The sequence below is a fragment of the Lactobacillus corticis genome (genome assembly GCF_018327645.1).
Lineage (GTDB): Bacteria > Bacillota > Bacilli > Lactobacillales > Lactobacillaceae > Lactobacillus > Lactobacillus corticis.
On sequence record NZ_BMAY01000004.1, the window covers coordinates 157,072 to 178,447 of the forward strand.

Sequence of the window (21,376 nt, forward strand, 5' to 3'; positions counted from 1 at the left end):
ATTAGTCCTCGCTTCCTGCTAATCTGATCCGCGGGTCAATCAAGCTGTAAACAATATCAGTTATCAGCAAGATGATAACCAAGCCGATTGAGTAAACCATTGTGACCCCCATAATCGTTGGATAGTCGTTAGTCAAAATTGACTTAACAAACTGTTCACCAATCCCAGGGATATTGAAGATGTTTTCAATAACCATTGATCCAGTCATTAATGCTACGGCATATGGCCCGATCAAAGTTACCAATGGAATCATTGAGTTCCGCAGAGCGTGCTTTCTAATTACTTCTGTCCGGCTCAAACCTTTAGCACGGCCAAGTTCGATATAGTCGCTGGATAAGGTATCCACCATGCTCGTCCGAATAAACCGAGCCGTTTCAGCTAGTGGCCCCACACATAGCGCCAAGGTTGGCAAAATGGTTTGGGAGAATGAACCCCAGCCGGCAATTGGGAACCAGCCTAATTTCAAGCCGATGTAGTATTGCAGCAGGACTGCTAAGACAAAGTTAGGAACTGATTTACCGATAATTGAAATTACCGTTGCGGTTGAGTCAACCCAAGTCCCTTGCTTCATAGCGGCAATCGCACCAATGATGACGCCTAAGATAACACCCAGGATCAAGGCTTGCAGACCTAATTGCACTGAAGCACCCAACCGGCTGCCAATCAAAGTTGAAACTGGTTGGTTGCTGTATTGGAACGATACCCCAAAGTCACCATGGAAAACACCTGCGATATAAATCAGGTATTGGACCCATATCGGCTTATTTAAGCCGTATTGCTCGTTCATGATTCTAATTTGCTGAGCTGTCATCTTTTCTTCGTTGGCATATGGCGACCCCGGCATCATCTTCATTAGGAAGAAAGTTACCGTGGCTACGATCAGCAAAGTTAGGATCATATAAAAAATCCGTTTTAGAAGGTATCTAGCCATATATAGCACTCCTCTTTAATTTTGTTCGACACAATTTAATCTTTTTATTATTATAGCAGAATTAGAGATATTTTCTAGTATTTAATGAGAAAACACTACGTTTTTTCATCAATTTATCTTAATTGGTCAACACCATTTTTCTTTTTATCACTACAGAGCGAGGTACTTTTAATTTGATCAATGCATAAAAAAAGCTGAGATTTCTCCCAGCCTTTTGCTTAAACCTCTACAGGTTTATTTGTAATTAGGTGCTTCCTTAGTGATTTGAACTTCATGTGGGTGTGACTCACGCAAACCAGCATTAGTAATTTGCACAAACTGCGCATTTTGGATCAAGCTTGGAATATCTGGTGCACCGCAATATCCCATCCCTGAACGTAAACCACCATCAATTTGGAAAATAACGTCACTAACATCACCCTTATAAGGTACGCGAGCTTCGACACCTTCTGGAACCAACTTGTTAGCTTCGTTGACGCCGCCTTGGAAGTAACGGTCGCTGGAACCATGTGACTGGGCCATTGCGCCAACTGAGCCCATGCCCCGGTAACTCTTATATTTAGTACCATTATCTTCAAAAATATCTCCGGGTGCTTCAGTAGTACCTGACAGCATTGAGCCCAGCATCACGGCATTGCCGCCGGCTGCTAAGGCTTTAACAACGTCGCCAGAATACTTAATCCCACCATCGGCAATAATTGGCTTGCCATATTCACGAGCTGCACTAGCAGCATCATAAATAGCAGTAATTTGCGGAACACCAACGCCCGCAACAATTCTGGTCGTACAAATTGAACCAGGCCCAATTCCAACCTTAACAACGTCGACCCCGGCATCAAACAAGGCTCTAGTAGCATCACCAGTAGCAACGTTACCAGCAATTAAGGTTGCCTTAGGGAAGTGGGAGCGAATTTCCTTAATCTTGCGCAAAACCCCTGCTGAATGACCATGAGCAGTATCAATAACAATCGCATCAGCCCCAGCTTGCAACAAAGCTTCAGCTCTTTCAAAAGTATCGCTGGTAACACCAACTGCCGCTGCCGTCAGCAACCGATTTTGATCATCAACTGCTGCCATGGCAGCGCTGCGAGGAACAATTACGCTCTTAACATTGCTTACTTCGCCGGCTTGGGCTTGGATTGACATGTTCTTATGAATTACGCCCAAACCACCTTGCAAAGCCATTGCAATTGCCATAGCTCCTTCAGTGACCGTGTCCATGCCCGCACTGATTAACGGAATGTGTAATTGCAAGTTATCTGCAAGCTTAGTACTTAAATCAACTTCGTTCGGCAATACATGACTTTCTGCCGGAATTAACAACACATCATCAAAAGTTAAGCCTTTTTTGGCGAACTTTGTTTCCCAGTTTGACATGGAATAGTCTCCTTTTCCTAAAAAATCTGTTTAATTGTAGAATTATTTATACTTTACTAGCCTTTCAGACAATCGTCAAGCCAAAAGAAACAGGACCGCAAACCCAATTAGGCTTACGATCCTGCTAATGCAAAAATTATGGTTACTTTGCAAAGATGTGTTGTATGTTGTGTGTTGTGTTTAGGATTAGATTTTATGAAATTTAGGATATGTGTTAGCTATTTAATATATGCGTCTTTGAAGCTGTAGTTAGAACCAGCACCGTTGAAGACTACGCCCTTAACGTCGCTTCTAACCAGCCAGGCTTCATCAGCGTGGTAAAGCGGAATTACGCCTTCTTGCTCTACCAAGATGTCTTCAGCTTGTTTCAACAAAGCATAACGCTTAGCAGTATTAGCTTCTGTCTTGGTTTGGGCAATTAACTTGTCATAACTGGTGTTGCTCCAATGACCAAAGTTATATGAATTGTTTGTTGTAAAGAGGTCGAGGAAGGAGATTGGGTCAGAGAAGTCAGCAAACCAGCCAGTTAGGGCCAAATCGAAGTTGCCGCTTTGCATCCGCGATAAGGCTGATTTCTTTGGAATGCTTTGAACAGTGACAGTCACGCCCTTAAGGTTTGACTCTAGTTGACTTTGAACAAATTCAGCAGCCTTCTTTGACACATCATCGTCATAGCTGACTAAAGTAAGGCTTAACTTGGACTTGCCCAGTTCTTTCATTGCTTCTTTGAAAAGCTTCTTAGCCTTGGTTGGATTGTAGGCAGTGACCGCCTTAGTAGCACTTGTAGCTGCATAAGTGGTGTAATCTTCACCGTTTACCTTAGAAATACCTTCTGGTGAAACCGTGCGAGCTGCTAAGTTGGCCCCACCTAAAGTAGTTGACAAAGCAGAACGATTAATTGCCATTGAAAAGGCTTGGCGCAATTTAGCGTTCTTAAAGAAGGCATCCTTTTTCAAGTTAGGTTCTAGATATTGAGTAGCATCCTTCTTACGAATTACGTAGCCGCTCTTGCCCTTATAGTTCTTAGAGCCTTGTGCATCAAGCAAAGTTACATCCAACTTGTTAGATTGGTAAAGGTTCAAACTAGTTGACGGAGTCTTTTGCACGCTGTAATTGATGGTATCCAGCTTAACATGTTTCTTGTCCCAGTAGTTCTTATTCTTAACTAATTTCCATGATAAGTTGGAGCCCGTCCAGCCCTTTTGCACGAATGGTCCGTTGTAAACCATGTACTTTGAGGCTGTCCCGTACTTAGAGCCATACTTCTTAACAGCATTTTCATTTTCTGGGAAGAAGATGGCAAAGCCCATCAACAACTTAAAGTATGGAATTCGTTTATCTAACGTTACCGTCAGCTTATATTTGCCGTCAGCTTTGATCCCTAAACTAGAAACAGGCTTTTTCCCAGCAGTGATTTGCGCAGCGTTCTTAATTCCCTCAAATAGGTACGCATACTCTGAAGCAGTCTTAGGGTTAACGGTCCGCCGCCAAGAATAAACGAAGTCTTTAGCAGTTACGGGATCGCCATTTGACCACTTGGCATTTTTTCTTAAAGTAAAGACCCAAGTCTTCCCATCCTTAGAAACCTTTGTGGAAGTGGCCAAGGCATTTTCAACTTTGGCATTATTGCCCAAGCGATACAAGCCTTCCAAGGAGTTGTTCAATTGGTCAACACTAGTGGCGTCAGTTACTTTAGAAACATCCAAAGTCTGTACTTCCGTGCTTGCCATCCAGTTTAAAGTCTGCTTTTTGCTTGAGGTAGAACTTGAACTATTCCCACAGGCAGCTAGGAGCAGCCCGGCAGCAGCTGCTGGAATAACCGCGAGCCATCGTTTATTTAATTTCTTCATCATCTTTCCTCCTTTTTTAGAGTAAAGAAAAGGACCACTGGCAGTGGCCCTTTCCTAGTCAGTTAATTACTTAGAAATATATGCAGTCTTGAAACCGTAGTTAGCACCAGCAGCGTTGTAAACGATGCCCTTAACTGATGGACGTACTAACCATGCTTCGGTCTTGTGGTACAAAGGAGTTATCCCTTGATCCTTCAAAAGGATTGATTCAGCTTGTGCCAAGTACTTGTAGCGAGCAGCGTCGCTGCTGGTTGACTTAGACTTAGCAATCAATGCGTCATATTGTGAGTTCTTCCACTTACCATCGTTTTCAGCGTTTGAGCTAGTGAAGAGGTCGAGGAAGGAAATTGGGTCGGCAAAGTCAGCTGACCAACCTGATACGACGATATCAAAGTTACCAGAAGATGATCTGCTTAACCGCGTCTTGAATGGCACATTAGTTACTGAAACCTTCAGGCCTGGAAGCGCTGATTCAAGTTGAGATTGTAAAGTTTCGGTAGTCTTTTGGCCAGCGTCGGTATCATCAGATAAGATTGAAACGCTTAAGCTGGACTTGCCTAATTCCTTCAATGCCTTCTTGAATAAGGTCTTAGCTTCCTTAACATTCTTTTCTGAGTATTGTTTGTTAGTGACTAGTGACGTGTAGTCCTTGCCATTGCTTAAGTAGGTCAAACCAGTTGCAGTTACTGTATCAGCTGCTTTGTTTGAACCGCCTAAGGCATTGCCTAAAGCTGTCCGGTCAATTGCCAAGGAGATAGCTTTACGCAAGTTAGCATTCTTGAACTCTGACTTCCGTTCGTTGTATTGCAGGTAGAAAGTACTTGCAGTATTACGAGTAGTAAAGCCGGAGTTGTTCTTTAAGTTTTTAGTTTGGTTGGCATCCAAAACTACTGCATCCAACTTGTTAGATTGGTACAAGTTGTAAGCTGTTGATGGCGTCTTTTGCACGCTGTAGTTAATCGTGGTCAGCTTAACGTGCTTCTTATCCCAGTAGTTCTTGTTCTTAACCAACTTCCAGGACAAGTTTGAACCGGTCCAGCCCTTTTGGACGAATGGTCCGTTGTAAAGCATGTACTTGGATGCGGTACCGTACTTAGAACCGTATTTTTCAACTGCCTTTTGTGATTGAGGGAAGAACAATGGGAAGCCCATTAAAAGTTTAAAGTATGGAATCCGCTTATCCAAAGTTACTACCAGCTTGTACTTGCCGACAGCCTTAATACCAAGCGAGCTAACCTTAGCCTTGCCAGCCGAAATCTTAGTAGCGTTGTGAATTCCTTCAAACAAATAGGCATATTGCGAAGCTGTCTTAGGATCAACGGTCCGCCGCCATGAATAGACAAAATCCTTGGCAGTCAAGGCAGATCCATCGGACCATTTAGACTTTCTTAATGTAAATGTCCAGGTCTTGCCGCCATTTGTAACCTTAGTAGACTTTGCAATAGCATTTTCAACCTTGCTGTTTTTGCCTAAACGATAAAGACCTTCGCCAACATTGTTCAATTGGTTGAAAGCAACTACGTCCGTAGCCTTGGACAAGTCCATGGTTGGAATTTCAGCACTTTCTTCCCAATTTAATACTTGTTTGGTACTGCTAGAGCTAGAGCTGGAGCTGTTGCCACAGGCTGAAAGAGCTGCGCCTGCAACCAACAAAGTTCCTCCTAAAGCCAAAATTTTCTTAAATTTCATCTATTTCCTTCCTCTCATTTATGAGAAGTTCTCCAACTTCTTAAGTTGTTTATAATTATATTAACAATACTGAGAAAGGTCAAGTGCTATCCATTAATTTTTTCATTTTATCCGGTTACAAGGCAGTAAAAAAGTGACGTAAAGCCCTGACATAAAGGCGTTTACGTCACTTTTAATTTTTTTAAAATTTTTTTCCCTGCCATTCGGCCATGAATCTGGCAACAAACTCTTTCATATAGTCCGTTCGCTCCTCAGCTTCTGCTTTGGCAGCTGGCGTGTTCATTAGGGCCGCTAAATGAAAAAGCTTTTCATAAAAATGATTAATTGTAGTTTCTTCGTGTTGGCGATATTGGTCATGATCAGTTAACTTAACCGGTTTTATCTTGGGATCATAGATTAAATTCCCATGTTTGCCACCATAAGTAAATGCCCGGGCAATCCCAATCGCTCCTAAAGACTCTAAACGATCGGCATCTTGAACATATTGCCCTGCCAAGGGGAGCTGATAGTGATGACCAAGATTCTTCGAAAATGACATATGAGTAATCGTAAACTCTACTTCTTCTCGTCCTTCCGCAGCAAGCTCGGCATCTTCCAACATCTTTTTAACCTTTTCAAGTTCTCCCGCTGGATCCGCACAAACTTTTTCGTCAATCGTGTCGTGCACTAGCCCCGCAGCAAAAACTATGTCTTGCGTAAGTTGACTAGCATCAGGGTGATCATGCAGCAATAGCTTTAAGCCCAAATTTGCAACGCGTTCGCCATGGTAAAAATCATGCCCTGTCCGTTCATTAGCCAATTCTTTTTGCACAAAAGCAATAATTAGTTCCCGTTTCATGTATAAACCTGCACCTTCTTACAAACTATTAAATCCATTGTACAAGATTCAGGTCATGAAAAACGGAAAAAATATTATTGACTAATTTTATTTTCACGGTTACAATTCGTTAGTGAATTATCAAGCGACGAAGGGAGAAAAAAGATGATCAACTGGTTAGCTCAAAACCAAGCTTGTTGTGCATGTTGTCAATTATGCAACATGCTATTTGAGCTGCCAGCAAAACCATCCCTTGGACGCTATTAACTATATAGTCAGGTGTGGGACCAGTTGCCGTGCGGCAGCTGGTCCTTTTTTGTGTTTTTGGAGGAAAAATTATGAAGCATCGAAAAATAGCACTCGGCCTAATACCGCTTATTGGTCTGGCTTTATCTGCTTGCTCTAATTCATCAAGCAGCCAAGAAGTTAATAAAACGACTCTGAACTTAAGCAGTCAGACTGCTTTAGATACCATCGATATTTCTAAAGCAACCGGCTTTGGCCAAACTGGGAATATTTACGAAAGCTTCTACCGACTGGGCAAAAATGGTTCACCAACCGCAGGCCTAGCCAAAAGCGGTTCCGTCTCTAAAGACGGAAAAACTTGGACTTTTATTTTACGAAAAAATTTAAAGTGGTCAAATGGTGACCCACTGACTGCTAAAGATTTTGTCTATTCTTGGCGGAGATCACTGACGCCAAAAACTATGTCCCCGTACTCATATCTCTTTAGTGGCGTAAAAAATGCCAATGCTATTTCAGAGGGGAAAATGAACCCTAATAAACTTGGAATTAAAGCTGTCACCAATAGAAAAATCGTCATTACTTTAAACAAGCCTATTAGTTACTTTAAAGTGCTGATGGCCTACCCACTTTTTGGGCCTCAAAACGAACGGATCGCTAAAAAGTATGGCAAAAAATATGCTACAAAATCAAAATATACAGTTTATTCTGGACCTTTTAAAGCTACAAATTGGAATGGAACCGGAGACACTTGGTCTTTCGTAAAAAATAATTACTATTGGGATAAAAAAGTTGTAAAACTAAAGCGTATCAATTATCAAGTAGTTAAAACTTACTCAACTGGACTCAATTTGTACTACCAAAAGAAATTGGATCTAGTTAATTTGGACAGTTCTCAAGTAAAGAATTTAAAAACACGCAGTGACTTCAAAGTATACCCATATTCTTTAGTCAATTATCTGGTAGTCAATTTCCGTGATAAAAATCCATTGAAAAGAAAAGCTTTTAATAACCGCAATATTCGCCTAGCTCTTTCACTGGCGATCGACCGAGAAACAATTGCCAAGAAAATCCTTAGTGATGGCTCTAAACCTGCTACTGGTTTCGTCGCAACTGACCTTGCATACGACCCAAGAAACGGCAAGGATTTTGGCAAGGAGCAGTATGGTAAAGCTGTATTAAACTATAATGCAAAAATGGCCCGAAAATATTGGACTAAAGGATTAAAAGAAATTGGTACCAGTTCGCTAACCTTTAACCTTATGTCAGATAACTCAAATGAACAAAACAACGCTGTAACACAATACTTGCAATCTCAGTGGATGAAAGTATTACCGAATTTGAAGATAAATATCAACAACATACCTAGCTCAGTTCAATCTGATCGAACAACTAAAGGTAACTTTGACCTCTATATTGCCGGATGGGGAGCTGATTTTAATGATCCAATTTCTTTCCTACAAACCAAAATCAGCAATAGCCCTTCCTTTAACCGAGGACACTGGTCAAACAAAAAATATGATCAGTTAATCCAGCAAGCTGAAAACGGCGATGCTAATAACCCTGTCAAACGGTGGAAAGACATGCTACAAGCCGAAAAAATATATCTTCACGACTTAGGTGGTATTCCACTTTATCAGCTTTCTTATTCCTACCTTCAAAATAAGAATTTGCATGGCATTATTCACAACACAGCTGGAACACAATGGAATTATAAATATGCTTATTTTAAATAGTTTACAAAAAGTAAGTCAAAACTGTTGACGGATGTAACCCACTTAGATAGAATGCTATTTGTAAGTGAGAAGAAAGGAGATCAGATCATGGCAGAAGTTCAAGTTAAAACTCAATGTTGTCAATGCAACATCTTATTTGAGCTACCTGCTAGTCTGATTTTCTAATTTTAGCAATTATCGCCAAAAGAAAGGGTCTAGTACTATGCGGGTACTGGGCCTTTTTGTTTGATTGTGTATTCTCGGAGGATTTATTTTATGAAACATCGAAAGTTCTTGCTGACCGCAGTTGTCTCAGTTGTCGCACTGACCTTAGCAGCTTGCGGAAGCAATAACAGCAGTTCAGCAGAAGGAACTTCAAAATCAACTCTAAATTTGTCGGCACAGGCAACTTTAGATACGATTGATATTTCCAAAGCAACTGGCTTTGGTCAAACTGGGAACGTCTTTGAAAGCTTTTATCGTCTTGGTAAAAACGGTAAGCCTGCTCCTGGTTTAGCCCAAAGTAGTCAAGTATCAAAAGACGGCAAAACGTGGACATTTACCCTACGCAAAAATCTGAAGTGGTCAAACGGTGATCCAATTACTGCTGCCGATTTTGTATACTCCTGGCGTCGTTCATTGACTCCTAAAACTCTTTCACCATACTCATACCTTTTTGATGGCGTAAAGAATGCGTCCAAGATTTCAGCAGGAAAAATGAGTCCTAGCAAGTTAGGAATTAAGGCTGAAGGGAAACGCAAAGTAGTCATTACCCTTAACAAGCCAATCAGTTACTTTAAAGTGCTGATGGCCTACCCACTTTTTGGGCCACAGAACGAAAAAGTAGTCAAAAAGTATGGTAAAAAATACGCTACTAACTCTAAGTACATGGTCTACTCTGGTCCATTTAAGATTACCGGTTGGAACGGCACTGGCGATACTTGGTCGTTTGTAAAGAACAATAATTATTGGGACAAGAAAGTTGTCAAATTAAAGCGGATTAACTACCAAGTAGTTAAAACCTACTCGACTGGTCTTAACATGTACTACCAAAAGAAACTTGACTTAGTTAACCTTGATAGTGAACAAGTTAAGAACTTAAAGTCACGCAGCGACTACAAGGTTTACCCATACTCCTTGGTAAACTACCTGGCTTTTAACTACAATGACACTAATGCCACTAACAAAAAAGCCTTTAATAACCGCAATATCCGCCTAGCTCTGTCACTGGCCTTAGACCGCAAGACTGTTGCCAATAAGATCTTAGGCGATGGATCTTCAGTTCCTAAGGGATTTGTAGCTTCAGACTTAGCAAGCAGTCCAATTAATGGTAAAGATTTTGCCGATGAAGAATACGGCAGCGAAGTAATGGCCTACAATGAAAAGAAGGCTAAACAGCTTTGGAAGAAAGGCCTCAAAGAAATCGGCGCTAATAAATTAACCTTTACTGTCCTTGCTGATAACTCTCAAGGTCACAGCGATCCATTAACGCAATACTACCAATCACAATGGACCAAGGTATTGCCAGGAATCTCAATTAAGATTGCCAATGTGCCTAGTACCGTCGCAACCTCAAGAGCTAAGAATGGCGACTTTGATATTTACTTAGGACACTGGGGAGCCGACTTTAACGACCCAATTTCGTTCTTGCAAACTAAAGTGAGCGGAACTTCTTACAACTACGGCGGTTGGTCCAACAAGGAATATGATGCCTTGGTTAAGAAGGCCGAAAACCAAGATGCGAACAACCCTAAAGCACGCTGGAAGGATATGCTGGCTGCTGAAAAGATCTACATGCAAGACGTAGGTGGTTTGCCGATTTACCAACAATCATTTGCTTACCTGCAAAATAGCAAACTGCGGGGAGTCATCCATAACACTGCGGGAACGCAATGGAGCTACAAGTACGCATACTTCAAATAACCAAAAACTGCAGCATGGCTGCAGTTTTTTCATGTTCAGAAATCCCTTATAATTATTAGGTATAAAGGAGCAAGACATGGATTTTCAACAATTAAAACAGCAATTTGAAGCACACCGCTCTCCTGATGCCCTGCCTATGGCTAAATATATGAAAAACCGCTTTTCATTCTTGGGAATTAAGACGCCGCAGCGAAGAAAAATTACTAATCCCTTATTTAAGGGCCAAAAGGAATTGGATTGGGACTTTGTCAAGCAATGCTGGCAGGCAGATGAACGAGAATATCAGTACGCTGCCTGTGATTATCTATTGCGCCTAAAGAAACGGCTTACGTTAGCCGATTTAAGTAAAATCAAAAAATTAGTTTTAAACAAATCATGGTGGGATACCGTAGATAATCTTGCCAAGCTAATAACTACCCTTTATTTGCAGTATCCTCCAGAAATTTCCCAGGAAATGTTAGCTTGGAGCCAGGCTGATAACTTTTGGTTACGCCGGTGCGCAATTGATTTTCAGCTCTTATTGAAAGAAAAAACTGATACCCAGCTTTTAAAAACTATTCTTGAAAACAATCTTCCGGATGATGAATTCTTTATCAATAAGGCAATCGGCTGGGCTCTCAGAGACTATTCCAAAACCAACCCCCAATGGGTTAAGAACTTTATCCAAACTCATTCACAATTATCACCATTATCAGTTCGTGAAGGTTCAAAATACTTGTAATGCCTTTCATTATCTGGCTATAATTACTTCATAGAGAATGAGGTGATCATCATGATTGCAAACATCATTGTCAACAGTCGGAATGGTGAAGACCAGACAACCGGCTACAGTTTAGAAACCAAGGCTAATCGAGATGCCTTGTTAAGTGCAGTCGTGACTGGAAAATCTGGTAAACATATCAAGATTAACCTACCGATTCTTAAATAACAAAACGCAAGAGCTTCGGCTCTTGCGTTTTTAGTTAAGCCGTTTCCCAGATTTGAACTGGGGACCTCCTCCTTACCACGGCGGTGCTCTACCTCCTGAGCTAAAACGGCATGAAAGCCCCCTTCGGGGCTTATTTTTATTTAATTCGTACTAAGGTGTACTTCTTCTTACCTTTCCTGATGATCACAAACTTGCCATCGAAGTCAGCTGCTGGATCAATTTCAAAGTCAACATCCTGTTGGCGGTCGCCATTAACGTAGATCGCACCATTATGCACATCCTCACGAGCTTGTCGTTTAGATGATTCGATGCCAGTATTTACCAAGAAATCAATGATATTTTGTTTTTCATTGCTTGCCTCAGCACTTGGAGCATTCTTCAGGCCGACTTCAATTTGATCAACGGTCAATTCTTTGACATTGCCTTTAAACAAAGCATCAGTAACCATCTGTGCCTCTTTCAAACCGGCTTCACCATGAACGAATTTAGTTACTTCTTCGGCCAAGGTCTTTTGTGCTAGGCGCTTCCATGGTTCCTTTTTAACTGATTCTGCTAAGGCATCAATTTCTTCATGACTCAAGAAAGTGAAGTACTTCAAATACTTAACAACGTCGCGGTCATCTTGGTTAATCCAGAATTGGTAAAATTCGTAAGGACTGGTCTTCTTAGGATCAAGCCAAACAGCACCACCAGCGGATTTACCAAACTTAGTACCATCGGACTTCAACATTAACGGAATCGTTAAGCCAAAGGCTTGCCGATCAGGACCTTGCAGTTTATGAATCAAATCAATCCCGGCAGTAATGTTGCCCCATTGATCAGCGCCACCAATTTGCATTTGCACGCCATAATCACGGTTCAAAATGTAAAAGTCGATTGACTGTAAAATTTGGTATGAAAATTCCGTAAAGGAAATTCCGTTTTCCAGTCGGCTGGCAACGACTTCCTTGTTGAGCATGTTGTTAACTTGGAACAATTTGCCGTAATCACGCAAGAAATCTAATAAGCTTAACTTGCCTAACCACTCAGCATTGTTAACAATTTGGAAGTTTTCAGTACCAAATAGCTTCTTCATTTGTGCAGTTAAGGCTGCTTCATTCTTGTGTAATTGTTCTTCGGTTTGCAAAACCCGTTCGGTAGAACGACCAGATGGGTCACCGATTGCCCCAGTTCCACCACCGATGACAATGACTGGCTTGTAGCCAGCTAATTGGAATCTCTTTAGGATCATAAATGGAATCAAGTGGCCAATATGCAATGAGTCACCTGTTGGGTCAGTCCCACAGTATAAAGCCAAATCATCATGTTCAGCTAAGTACTTGCGCAAACCTTCTTCATCAGTTTCCTGATTAATCGCGCCACGCCATTTTAAGTCTTCGATAATATCAAAATTTGCCATAAAATGCCTCCAATAAAAAACGTCCCTGGATTAAAATCCAGGGACGACTAATTTACTTCCTTAGCCGTGGTACCACCCACGTTCACGCCTATTGGCGCCTCTTAATAGTTGTTATGGGAACAACCCCGTCGTTGTACTTCGCTAAGGTAAACCTGTCTAGCTCACACCAACCGCTAGTTCTCTGAACGCTGAATTTACCCGCTACTATATGTGTTAATAGTAGCGGGTAAACGCAGTTTAGTCAACTATTAATTGACGATTATTTAGTTGTACTATCAGTGCTTCCTACTTTGTAGAAGTTCTTGAAGGTCATGCCATATCCCTTTCCGGCAGTCATGTCGTATTGGATAGTTTCGTAATCCTTCAAAATAGCTTGTTGTTCATTGGTCAAAGTCTTAGGGTCAACTACTTTACCCTTTTGATTGATCAATTCAAAGCCGGATTCACCTGAGTAGTTAATCGTAATTGCCGGCAATTTTTCATGCAATTCGGTCAAAAGTGCTTGGTAAGCCGTTACCTTACTGTTGGTTTGTTCAAGCATCATCGCAATAAAGTCGCTGCTGCTTACGTAACTAGTCTTGTTAGTCAGCTTAGCCTTAGCCCCATGCTCTCTAGCGTACTTGTTCGAGTAAATGAAGTAACGAGTTGAGTGCATTTGGACTGGGTATTCAGAAGTATAACTTTGACTAATAATTGATGGGTAGTGGTCACCGTAGAAGACTAAAGTAATTGGCTTCTTGATCTTATCAATCTTCTTAATGAAGGCTTTAACTGCCTTATCAGTGTACTGCGTACCCTTAATGTAAGTAGCCATCTGCAGTTTTTCAGCTGACGAATTGAGCAGGTCGCCACTAACTTTGCCGACATATTCATTATCCTTATACCAGTTGTTGTATGGCATATGGTTTTGAATCGAAATCAAGTTAATGAACTGGCCACCAGAACGACTATTAATCTGTTTCAATCCGTTTGCGTAGGCCGTGTAATCAGAATTATATGGCGACTTGCCTAACTTCTTCTGATCAATAATCTTATACTTCGAACCCAAGTATTCAAACTTATTAAACTTAAAGCGGTTATAGTTTTCAATTCTTGAGTAGTAAGTCCCAATATATGGGTGGACAGCTGACTTGTAGCTAAAGTTCATCCCAATAGTTGGGTAGTACTTGTACTTAGGAACAACTTGTACATATGGCGTCAGCGTCGACTTAAACAAGCCCATGTTGAAGCCGGTTAAAGTTTCCCATTCCATGTTGGCCGTACCACCGCCGTAGCCGGCTGACAACATTGACCCATAAGTTGTCTTACCCTTCAATGAGTGAATGTATGGAATTGGATCCTTGCCAGTAATCTTAATGGTTGGGAATGTCGCTGGATCAACAAAACTTTCACTCAAATTAAAGACGATTGTTTGATCTGAAATATTATTCTTCCGCGTCTTGTTAATTTGAGCAGCTATCTTTTGATACTTCTTAACAATTGCTGCAACAGAATTCTTGGAGTAATTCGACGGAGCCTGCATGATCTGCAAGTCAATGTAGTTCAAGAAGTTTAACACTGGCCCGTTAATTTGAATATCACGCTCAGGGTTTCTAAAACTTTGCTTGTTGTCAAAACCACGGTTGAGGTAGTAAATAAATTCACCTTCATGGTTAAACCGTAATGGCGTCATGAACAAAAGCAAGCTCAATAAAGCCCAAATTCCGCGTCGCTTCCAAGAGCCCTTCTTCTTGATTGGAACTTTGATTTCTAAGAAAAGCAGCAAGGCAATGATCACTACTAAGGCAATGGTGACGTAAATTACCACCGAGTTGCCGACCATTGACAGCAAACTTCTCCAGTTGACAATTTCACTCAATTCCGTTGGATAAATTGGTTCACCACGCAAATTAAGCTTGATCTTATTGGCAATGGCCCAACCGATGATCGTAACCGAAACTAAGATGTTGCTTGTCCAGTAACGCGTTGTAACAAAGTAAATAATTGAAAACGCCGCATCCAAGAAGATCGTAGTCAGGATGATCGCGAAGAATCTGGTTCCCAGTAAGAAGACAACCGCATTAATAGTTTCTGCAGTGTTAACTTGGATCCGCATATTGTCTGCTTCAATGACAAATGAAGCAAAACTAAGAATGTAGAACCATACCCAGGTAAGCAGGTTAACTCGATTGGCAATAACCCACTGAACCAGATTATTCCAAATACCTTCCAGCGCTTTAAGCGGACTTTCCTGCCGTTCAAGGAACTGCAAGCTTCTCCGAACTGGCTTCAAACGATACAGATAACGTTCATATACCCAATCAAGCAGAGCACACACAACCATCATAATGATGATTTGAATAAGCTTGTTCAAAGGAGCACTGCCAGTCCAGCGGAAACTCTTTTGGAAACCGCTAGAAATTGGTGCCTGCATCAAAATGATAACTGGGATAAAGTGGCGCATTTGGCGACCACGCAAGCTCAAGATTACCTTTTGAAACAGCATAAAGGCCGGAGCGGCGATTAAAAACATCACAGGAGAGGAAATATTGGACAAGAAAGTCCGGTTCCATTCTCCGACTGACCGGCCACTAAGCAATTGTGACCAATAAACGGCATTAAAGGCAGGAACACCTAGCGAAGCCCCAGCTAATGCAATTAGCCCAATGATGGTCGCAATAATTAATTGCTTTTTGGTAAAGCGCAGCCGCGCCAAAAACATTCCCCAGGCAAAGAATAGAATAAGGTACACACCCGTGATGGAGTAGCGTACATTCATCATCCCTGCCGATAAAGCAAACCCCGCAATTGTTGCTAAAGATAAACCGAGCAACGCTTGTTTATTAGAAATCTTCTCCAGCCAATCATATAAAATCGGCTGAGCAATCATACTAAAAACTAAGCCAGCCAAAACTGCTGATGTACTGGTAGTAATTGGGAAAAGCATCCCAAAGACTTTCCACATCACAATCTTGCTTGGTGACTTAATAAAGTAAGCTAGATAAAGCAGAATCAACGTTGCTTCTGCCAATACCCAGAATTTGAACGGCTCGGTCAATTTCACCTTGCGTCGACTGTAAACTGCCCCAAAGACCATCATGATAAAAATAATGGTGGCGCTTTGAGCAATTGACGGCATGAAGCGGAGCGGTGTAATCGAACTCTTGTACATCGTCCCATCAATCTTAAACATTTGCGCAAGCATGAGGAACGTAGCCGCCAAGACACAAATACGTTGAATCAGCTTTGGTGCTTTAGTATTACTTTCACTCATTTTACTAATCTGGTTCCTTAACTATATTTTCTTCTCGCTTGACCCAATATCCCCTTCATGGGAAATACCAAGTTTTCGCTTTATCGTCTTTAAAATATCCACCCGTTTGCTGCGGCCGGCAAAGAAGTCCACCACATCAGACCAAAATCTGATCAGCATCACGAGGAAGATTAAGCCGAAAACTAAACCTGCTTCAGCTTTAATCGGATATTCAAAGATACTGAATAAAAGCATAAACGTTAACGGCGGGATCGTCAAATTTTGCATCAACGCTGTCATAACTAAGGCAATCAACAATACTGCCACTGCTATCCGGACATCGTACACCAAGAGCAAGGCGATCGACACAGCTACGCCCTTGCCACCTTTAAAGTGGTAAAACAGGGGAAAACAGTGTCCCAGCATCAGACCAAGCCCCGTGTATGCTAAAGCCAGATGATTTTTAAATAGCAGCCAAGTAATTGCTAAAGCGATCACCGCCTTAGCTAAATCCCCAACCGCCGTTAACGTGCCATATTTTTTCCCGAAAACTGCGCCAACATTAGCAGTTCCCGGATTGCCTGATCCTACTTTTGTCGGATCACTGTGCAGCAAATGGGCTGTCACAAAATAGGCTGTTACAAAATTACCGCATATATAGCCGATTAAGAGTGCTCCCAATCGAAACATTAATGTCCGCCTCCGCTTCCGCCGTTTCCACCGGCACCGCCATTTTGCTCCTCGTCCGAGCGACTGCTGGTGTCGCTAGATTCAGAACTTTGGCTGCTAGTAGAATTTTTAGAGTATACCGTATAAGTTTGATCTTCACTGGCACCAAATTTGAAGCCATTGGCGATATTTTTCTTATTTTGGTAAGTCTCGGCATTGCTAATCGTCTCAGTCTGCAAACCTAATTCCTTGCGCACATAATTTGAAATTCGCTGCAATTCCTTAGTTGCCATTACCTGATAACTAGCTTCATCAATATACGTGCTATAACCATGCAGGTAGTCACTTTTTTCAGTCGCAGCAGATGAACGATAATTCACTACAATCGACTGCAGCGCACTAAATGGTAAATTAGTCTTCACATTACTGGAGACAGTCTTCAAAATTGAAGATAAATTGCTCAATGAGTTTAGCGATACGGCCTTTTTAACCAATGCCGTAATTACTTGACGCTGACGCTTTTGGCGTCCATAGTCGCCTTCTGGATCTTCATAGCGCATCCGTGAATAGGCTAAAGCTCCAGCACCACCCATATGAGTCAGTTTGCCTTTCTTGAAGACATAACCAGAATATTCAAAACTGAGCAACGGCTTAATATTGATTCCGCCAACATAACGGATCATTTTCATCAAGCCGCCCATGTTAACCAAAGCATAATACTTGATCGGCACATTGATCAGTTTTGATACCGACTTCATTGCCATTTTGGCTCCACCAATTGAATAAGCGGCATTAATCTTTTCCATGGTATAACTTTTAGCACCAACCATTTGTGCCAATGTATCCCGCGGAATTGAGATTAACGAGTACCGCTTTTTCTTGGGATTAACCACAGCAACGATAATCGTGTCCGTGTTTCCCATTTTTTCCGTTCGATCCAAAGCCCCAGTATCAGTCCCCAGTAGAAGCACTGCAAAAGAGTGCTTCCCATTAAATTCGCCTTTCTTTACAGTAACCGAGTTTTTACTGTCGTAGGTCTTATCTACGGCATTTTTAGCTTGGAAGTAAACATAGGCGGAATAAAGGCCGGCTGCCACCGCAAAAACCGCCACAACGCTCAATATCCAAGCAAACACATGACGTTTCTTGGTATAGTCAGCGCTGTGAGTTTCTACGCGACTTTGGCCTGAGTTCTGCTGTTTGTTCATATATAAATACCTATAGTTCACACAGTAAATTTTGCAATGTATGTATTATAGCAAATATCGCCTGGCTTCCCGGACTCAAGCAAGGGATCTTATTAAAATCGTTAACTTTGTTTCAAAATCAGAGAAATTGACAATTGCTGGCTCATATCTGGAGCCAAGTCAATTGACCCAAAGCTAGCTTGAATACCATCATGCAACTCTAGCGTAAAGTCATTTGCTTCTGCCTTTAACGCATAAGCCTGGTCTGAGATCGTTGCATTATGCGGATTAAGCTCGACTTTAGCCTCTTGGGGAAGCGGCAAGTTTACCAGCAAAGAAAATGGCATTGCTTGGTCAGAGTGATTTTTCACATAAAAAGTAACGGTTAATTGCTCTCCTTCAAGCGCATAGGTCACAATTAATTCAAAATGAAAAGGAAAAATTTTCCGACTTGCCTCATTATCCAAAAGAGTCAGACTCATCCGCGCATCCCCTTTATCAACAACCGTCCACTGACTTATTCCTGTCAAGTCATGGTCGTTTTCTGGGAATACAATTTTTAAGGCTGATCCTGGTACAAAAAAGTCATACTTTCCATTTACTTCAGATAAATGGAGCAGCTGTGCACCATTCTCATCAACAGCCGCATGTAAAAGCGAGTTTTCGATAGTTTGCATAAATTCGTCTCCCACCATCATTCAAATTAAGATTACACTATTTTGCTAAGTTAGCCAATGTATAGATAATGAATGCTTTATCAATCAATGATTATTAAGAAAATTAAAACGAGATGGCATTTTTGCTGCTTATATTATATAATAAAATCGTTCTTGAAAATTTAGAAGTGTAAAGATAGATTTTTGGAACAAGTTGATAAAAAAGGCCGCTACCTGGTGTGGGTAGCGACTTTTTTTGTTCCTTTTGGCAAACAAAAAGCTCCAGTTTAACTGAAGCTCTTGTTTATTGCTTAGTCGTCAAGCTTTTCCTTGTTAACGACGTTCAATTGTTCATCGAAAGTGTAAACAACTGGTTCACCAGTCTTCATTTCCAAGTTCATAATATCTTCATCAGAAATGTTTTCGATGTACTTAGTCAAAGCCCGAAGTGAGTTACCGTGAGCTGCGATAATAACGTTCTTGCCGTCCAAAAGGTCTGGAGCAATGTGGTCTTCCCAGAATGGCATTACACGGTCAAGACATACGTGCAAGTTTTCTGCCTTAGGAACGATGTGTGGGTCAAGGTTAGCATAACGACGGTCATGTGCTTGACTGAATTCGTTGTCATCGTCAATAGCTGGTGGCAAAACATCGTATGAACGACGCCAAATGTGAACTTGTTCGTCACCGTACTTTTCAGCAGTAGCCTTCTTGTTCAAGCCTTGCAAAGCACCGTAGTGGCGTTCGTTAAGTCTCCAAGTCTTAGTTTCTGGAATCCAAAGTTGGCCGCTTTCTTCCAATGCAAAGTGCAAAGTCTTGATGGCACGAGTCAACAATGAAGTGTAAGCTTGATCAAATTCCAAGCCGTGTTCCTTAATTAAACGACCAGCCTTCTTAGCTTCTTCAACACCTTTTTCTGAAAGGTTAACGTCAACCCAACCAGTAAATTGGTTAGACAGGTTCCATTCACTTTGACCGTGACGGATTAATACTAATTTAGCCATGAAATATCTCCTTTAAAAATTCAATAGTTCAGTTACATTTTACACATTAAAAATCTAAATTCCTAGTAGGTTTAGGGATTTTTTCAACTAATAACTGGTATTTATGCCTAGATTTTGCTAATTTATAGGGCAGAAAGAGGTACATCAATGAAACGTATTAATTGGAACAAAGCAATAATTATCTTAGCCGGTTTAATGTTGGTGCTCACCGCTTGCAGCAAGAGCAATAACAAGTCAACAACGAAAAAAGCCGACCAGCTGCCCTCAGCGACAAAAATCCTAAGTACTGCTGAAAAAACCAGCATCAAGAGTTTAAGTGCCCAATGGCAACAAACTAATTCCGCAGGAGTTACCACCCAATCTGCCACTGCCAAATATCAAAAAAAGCCCCTGGTGGTTTACGCTAACTTCAGCACTGACAGCAACCACTATAAGATGTGGGTTTCAGGTAAGACGAATTATTCTCAAGATCAAGGAACGGATACTAGCAAGTGGTTTAAGACCAAATTAACTAAGACTAGCGCCTATAGTGAGTTTTTAGACGCTTTAGACATGAATAATTTGTTATCCTTCAGCGCCCAGACGGCCAAGTTATTCAAAGTTGCCAAAAACGGCTCAGGGTATTTGCTTACTTATCAAGGGAAAAATAGCCAGTTATGGAAGCAAGTTATCAATAATTCCGCCATTACTACTATGATTGGCATCGACTTGAACAGTGCCAAAATGCAAAATATTGCCGTTCAGCTTAAAGTCAGCCACGACTATCAAGCAGAAAGCATGCGGGTTAGCGCTAAATATCGCGAAGATGGCAAAAACTATCAGCTCAAAATGACCTTGACCGATATTAATCGCCTTAAACAGCTAAAAGTACCAAGCACGGTTACGCAAAACGCAATTAATCTCTCCTCCAGCAATTAAACATTAGTTTGCGTTACAATTAACTTATAGCTAGGAGGAGTTTATATGCACTGGAAAAAATGGTCACTAGCCATACTCGCGGGAGGCTGTCTGCTATTAAGCGGTTGCCAGCAGCCCAAGGAAAAAGTCTACAGCAAAAGTCAAATTGTTAAAAAGGCTGCCAAAAGTCATAAGTCAGGCGAAGTTATCCAATCGTTAAAACTTTCAACTGACACCAGCAGCCAACAAGTAATTGCTACCAGCTACTATGGCGGCACACCACAAATTTTTCATGTATCAACTAGACTGGTTAACAATAATCAAACCAAGTCAACCAATGCATGGATAAGTTCGACCAACACCATCTATCTGCAAGGCAATCAAAAATGGTATAAAGCTAACGCCACAACCGTCACTGGCCACAATTATGCTGAACTGCAAGGAGCTTTGACGGCCAACAGCTTATTGACTGCACCAAGTAAAAAACTAATCAAAAGCTATCATCTAAAGCGTGACGGCAATAAGTACACGTTAAAGGCAACTATCAAGGATCCAGAGCTCTTAAAAGCAGCAGCTAGTCCGATCGTTACCACGATTAGCATTGGTCAAAAGCAGGCACAATCAATCAAGCAAATGATGAAACGGGCTAAATATCAAAACATGAAGGTTAAACTAGTCTACCAAAATAACAAATTGGTGACCTTTAACTACTTTGTTTACCTAAAGATCGGAAAAACCTACAGTCTGCGTCTAGGCCAAAGTCATGGTAATTTCAATACCCATAACTTCTTAAAACTGCCAACTGAAGCCAGCAGCGCTGATAGTTTACAAACCAAGAAATAAAAAAAGACCCTAGATC

At 41.3% G+C, this 21,376-nt stretch carries 17 protein-coding genes and 1 tRNA gene; 6 read left to right on the forward strand and 12 right to left on the reverse strand.

Annotated elements, in window-relative coordinates:
• Position 1 precedes the first annotated feature (1 nt).
• The 5 genes from opp3b to KI210_RS03950 form a co-directional block, all read right to left on the reverse strand.
• Positions 2 to 931 (reverse strand): oligopeptide ABC transporter permease, encoded by a 930-nt coding sequence (gene opp3b, locus KI210_RS03930; protein WP_212780589.1) that lies wholly within the window; start codon positions 929 to 931, stop codon positions 2 to 4.
• A gap of 234 nt (positions 932 to 1,165) precedes the next feature.
• A complete protein-coding gene (gene guaB / locus KI210_RS03935) occupies positions 1,166 to 2,308 on the reverse strand; it encodes an IMP dehydrogenase (RefSeq protein WP_212780590.1) in 1,143 nt (380 codons plus the stop codon).
• Between the two features lie 218 nt (positions 2,309 to 2,526).
• On the reverse strand, positions 2,527 to 4,158 hold the full coding sequence (locus KI210_RS03940) for a peptide ABC transporter substrate-binding protein (protein ID WP_212780591.1): 1,632 nt from the start codon (positions 4,156 to 4,158) through the stop codon (positions 2,527 to 2,529).
• 66 nt (positions 4,159 to 4,224) lie between these two features.
• Positions 4,225 to 5,847 (reverse strand): peptide ABC transporter substrate-binding protein, encoded by a 1,623-nt coding sequence (locus KI210_RS03945; RefSeq protein WP_212780592.1) that lies wholly within the window; start codon positions 5,845 to 5,847, stop codon positions 4,225 to 4,227.
• 181 nt (positions 5,848 to 6,028) lie between these two features.
• The gene (locus tag KI210_RS03950; protein ID WP_212780593.1) at positions 6,029 to 6,685 is read right to left on the reverse strand and encodes an HD domain-containing protein; all 657 of its coding nucleotides are present in this window, start codon (positions 6,683 to 6,685) and stop codon (positions 6,029 to 6,031) included.
• Between the two features lie 317 nt (positions 6,686 to 7,002).
• Between KI210_RS03950 and KI210_RS03955 the strand changes: the two genes are divergently transcribed.
• The 4 genes from KI210_RS03955 to KI210_RS03970 all read left to right on the forward strand — a co-directional run bounded on the left by KI210_RS03955 (position 7,003) and on the right by KI210_RS03970 (position 11,473).
• Entirely contained in the window at positions 7,003 to 8,643 is a 1,641-nt protein-coding gene (locus KI210_RS03955; protein WP_212780594.1) for a peptide ABC transporter substrate-binding protein, read from the forward strand.
• Positions 8,644 to 8,898: 255 nt separating this feature from the next.
• Positions 8,899 to 10,545, forward strand: coding sequence for a peptide ABC transporter substrate-binding protein (locus KI210_RS03960; protein ID WP_212780595.1), 1,647 nt, complete (start codon positions 8,899 to 8,901; stop codon positions 10,543 to 10,545).
• 76 nt (positions 10,546 to 10,621) lie between these two features.
• Positions 10,622 to 11,266: a DNA alkylation repair protein gene (locus tag KI210_RS03965; protein WP_212780596.1), complete on the forward strand. Its 645-nt coding sequence runs from the start codon at positions 10,622 to 10,624 to the stop codon at positions 11,264 to 11,266.
• Positions 11,267 to 11,317: 51 nt separating this feature from the next.
• Complete coding sequence (locus KI210_RS03970; RefSeq protein ID WP_212780597.1) at positions 11,318 to 11,473, forward strand: hypothetical protein; 156 nt, start codon at positions 11,318 to 11,320, stop codon at positions 11,471 to 11,473.
• Positions 11,474 to 11,510: 37 nt separating this feature from the next.
• Here KI210_RS03970 and KI210_RS03975 read toward each other — a convergent pair.
• The 7 genes from KI210_RS03975 to KI210_RS04005 all read right to left on the reverse strand — a co-directional run bounded on the left by KI210_RS03975 (position 11,511) and on the right by KI210_RS04005 (position 19,620).
• Positions 11,511 to 11,583 (reverse strand) — tRNA-Thr (locus KI210_RS03975).
• 26 nt (positions 11,584 to 11,609) lie between these two features.
• Positions 11,610 to 12,872, reverse strand: coding sequence for a tyrosine--tRNA ligase (gene tyrS / locus KI210_RS03980; protein WP_212780598.1), 1,263 nt, complete (start codon positions 12,870 to 12,872; stop codon positions 11,610 to 11,612).
• 259 nt (positions 12,873 to 13,131) lie between these two features.
• Positions 13,132 to 16,125 (reverse strand): alkaline phosphatase family protein, encoded by a 2,994-nt coding sequence (locus tag KI210_RS03985; protein ID WP_212780599.1) that lies wholly within the window; start codon positions 16,123 to 16,125, stop codon positions 13,132 to 13,134.
• 21 nt (positions 16,126 to 16,146) lie between these two features.
• Entirely contained in the window at positions 16,147 to 16,794 is a 648-nt protein-coding gene (locus KI210_RS03990) for a glycerol-3-phosphate acyltransferase (RefSeq protein ID WP_212780600.1), read from the reverse strand.
• Positions 16,794 to 17,981, reverse strand: coding sequence for an LCP family protein (locus tag KI210_RS03995; RefSeq protein ID WP_212780601.1), 1,188 nt, complete (start codon positions 17,979 to 17,981; stop codon positions 16,794 to 16,796). Before KI210_RS03995 ends, KI210_RS03990 begins: the two co-directional genes overlap by 1 nt.
• Before the next feature lie 101 nt (positions 17,982 to 18,082).
• The gene (locus KI210_RS04000; RefSeq protein WP_212780602.1) at positions 18,083 to 18,637 is read right to left on the reverse strand and encodes an aldose epimerase family protein; all 555 of its coding nucleotides are present in this window, start codon (positions 18,635 to 18,637) and stop codon (positions 18,083 to 18,085) included.
• Between the two features lie 290 nt (positions 18,638 to 18,927).
• The gene (locus KI210_RS04005; protein WP_212780603.1) at positions 18,928 to 19,620 is read right to left on the reverse strand and encodes a 2,3-diphosphoglycerate-dependent phosphoglycerate mutase; all 693 of its coding nucleotides are present in this window, start codon (positions 19,618 to 19,620) and stop codon (positions 18,928 to 18,930) included.
• A 147-nt stretch (positions 19,621 to 19,767) separates the two neighbouring features.
• On the opposite strand from KI210_RS04005, the gene KI210_RS04010 reads away from it, so the two are divergent.
• Complete coding sequence (locus KI210_RS04010) at positions 19,768 to 20,538, forward strand: lipoprotein (protein ID WP_212780604.1); 771 nt, start codon at positions 19,768 to 19,770, stop codon at positions 20,536 to 20,538.
• A gap of 45 nt (positions 20,539 to 20,583) precedes the next feature.
• Positions 20,584 to 21,360 carry a hypothetical protein gene (locus KI210_RS04015; RefSeq protein WP_212780605.1) on the forward strand — a complete coding sequence of 259 codons (777 nt, stop codon included), beginning with the start codon at positions 20,584 to 20,586 and terminating at the stop codon, positions 21,358 to 21,360.
• Positions 21,361 to 21,376: the final 16 nt, after the last annotated feature.

Coding starts and splice junctions, on each gene's coding strand:
- KI210_RS04000 (WP_212780602.1), bottom strand. CDS start 18,637: ATGCAAACTATCGAAAACTCGCTTTTACATGCGGCTGTTGATGAGAAT.
- tyrS (WP_212780598.1), bottom strand. CDS start 12,872: ATGGCAAATTTTGATATTATCGAAGACTTAAAATGGCGTGGCGCGATT.
- KI210_RS03955 (WP_212780594.1), top strand. CDS start 7,003: ATGAAGCATCGAAAAATAGCACTCGGCCTAATACCGCTTATTGGTCTG.
- KI210_RS03950 (WP_212780593.1), bottom strand. CDS start 6,685: ATGAAACGGGAACTAATTATTGCTTTTGTGCAAAAAGAATTGGCTAAT.
- KI210_RS04015 (WP_212780605.1), top strand. CDS start 20,584: ATGCACTGGAAAAAATGGTCACTAGCCATACTCGCGGGAGGCTGTCTG.
- KI210_RS03985 (WP_212780599.1), bottom strand. CDS start 16,125: ATGAGTGAAAGTAATACTAAAGCACCAAAGCTGATTCAACGTATTTGT.
- KI210_RS03945 (WP_212780592.1), bottom strand. CDS start 5,847: ATGAAATTTAAGAAAATTTTGGCTTTAGGAGGAACTTTGTTGGTTGCA.
- KI210_RS04010 (WP_212780604.1), top strand. CDS start 19,768: ATGAAACGTATTAATTGGAACAAAGCAATAATTATCTTAGCCGGTTTA.
- KI210_RS03970 (WP_212780597.1), top strand. CDS start 11,318: ATGATTGCAAACATCATTGTCAACAGTCGGAATGGTGAAGACCAGACA.
- KI210_RS03965 (WP_212780596.1), top strand. CDS start 10,622: ATGGATTTTCAACAATTAAAACAGCAATTTGAAGCACACCGCTCTCCT.
- KI210_RS03995 (WP_212780601.1), bottom strand. CDS start 17,981: ATGAACAAACAGCAGAACTCAGGCCAAAGTCGCGTAGAAACTCACAGC.
- guaB (WP_212780590.1), bottom strand. CDS start 2,308: ATGTCAAACTGGGAAACAAAGTTCGCCAAAAAAGGCTTAACTTTTGAT.
- KI210_RS04005 (WP_212780603.1), bottom strand. CDS start 19,620: ATGGCTAAATTAGTATTAATCCGTCACGGTCAAAGTGAATGGAACCTG.
- KI210_RS03990 (WP_212780600.1), bottom strand. CDS start 16,794: ATGTTTCGATTGGGAGCACTCTTAATCGGCTATATATGCGGTAATTTT.
- opp3b (WP_212780589.1), bottom strand. CDS start 931: ATGGCTAGATACCTTCTAAAACGGATTTTTTATATGATCCTAACTTTG.
- KI210_RS03960 (WP_212780595.1), top strand. CDS start 8,899: ATGAAACATCGAAAGTTCTTGCTGACCGCAGTTGTCTCAGTTGTCGCA.
- KI210_RS03940 (WP_212780591.1), bottom strand. CDS start 4,158: ATGAAGAAATTAAATAAACGATGGCTCGCGGTTATTCCAGCAGCTGCT.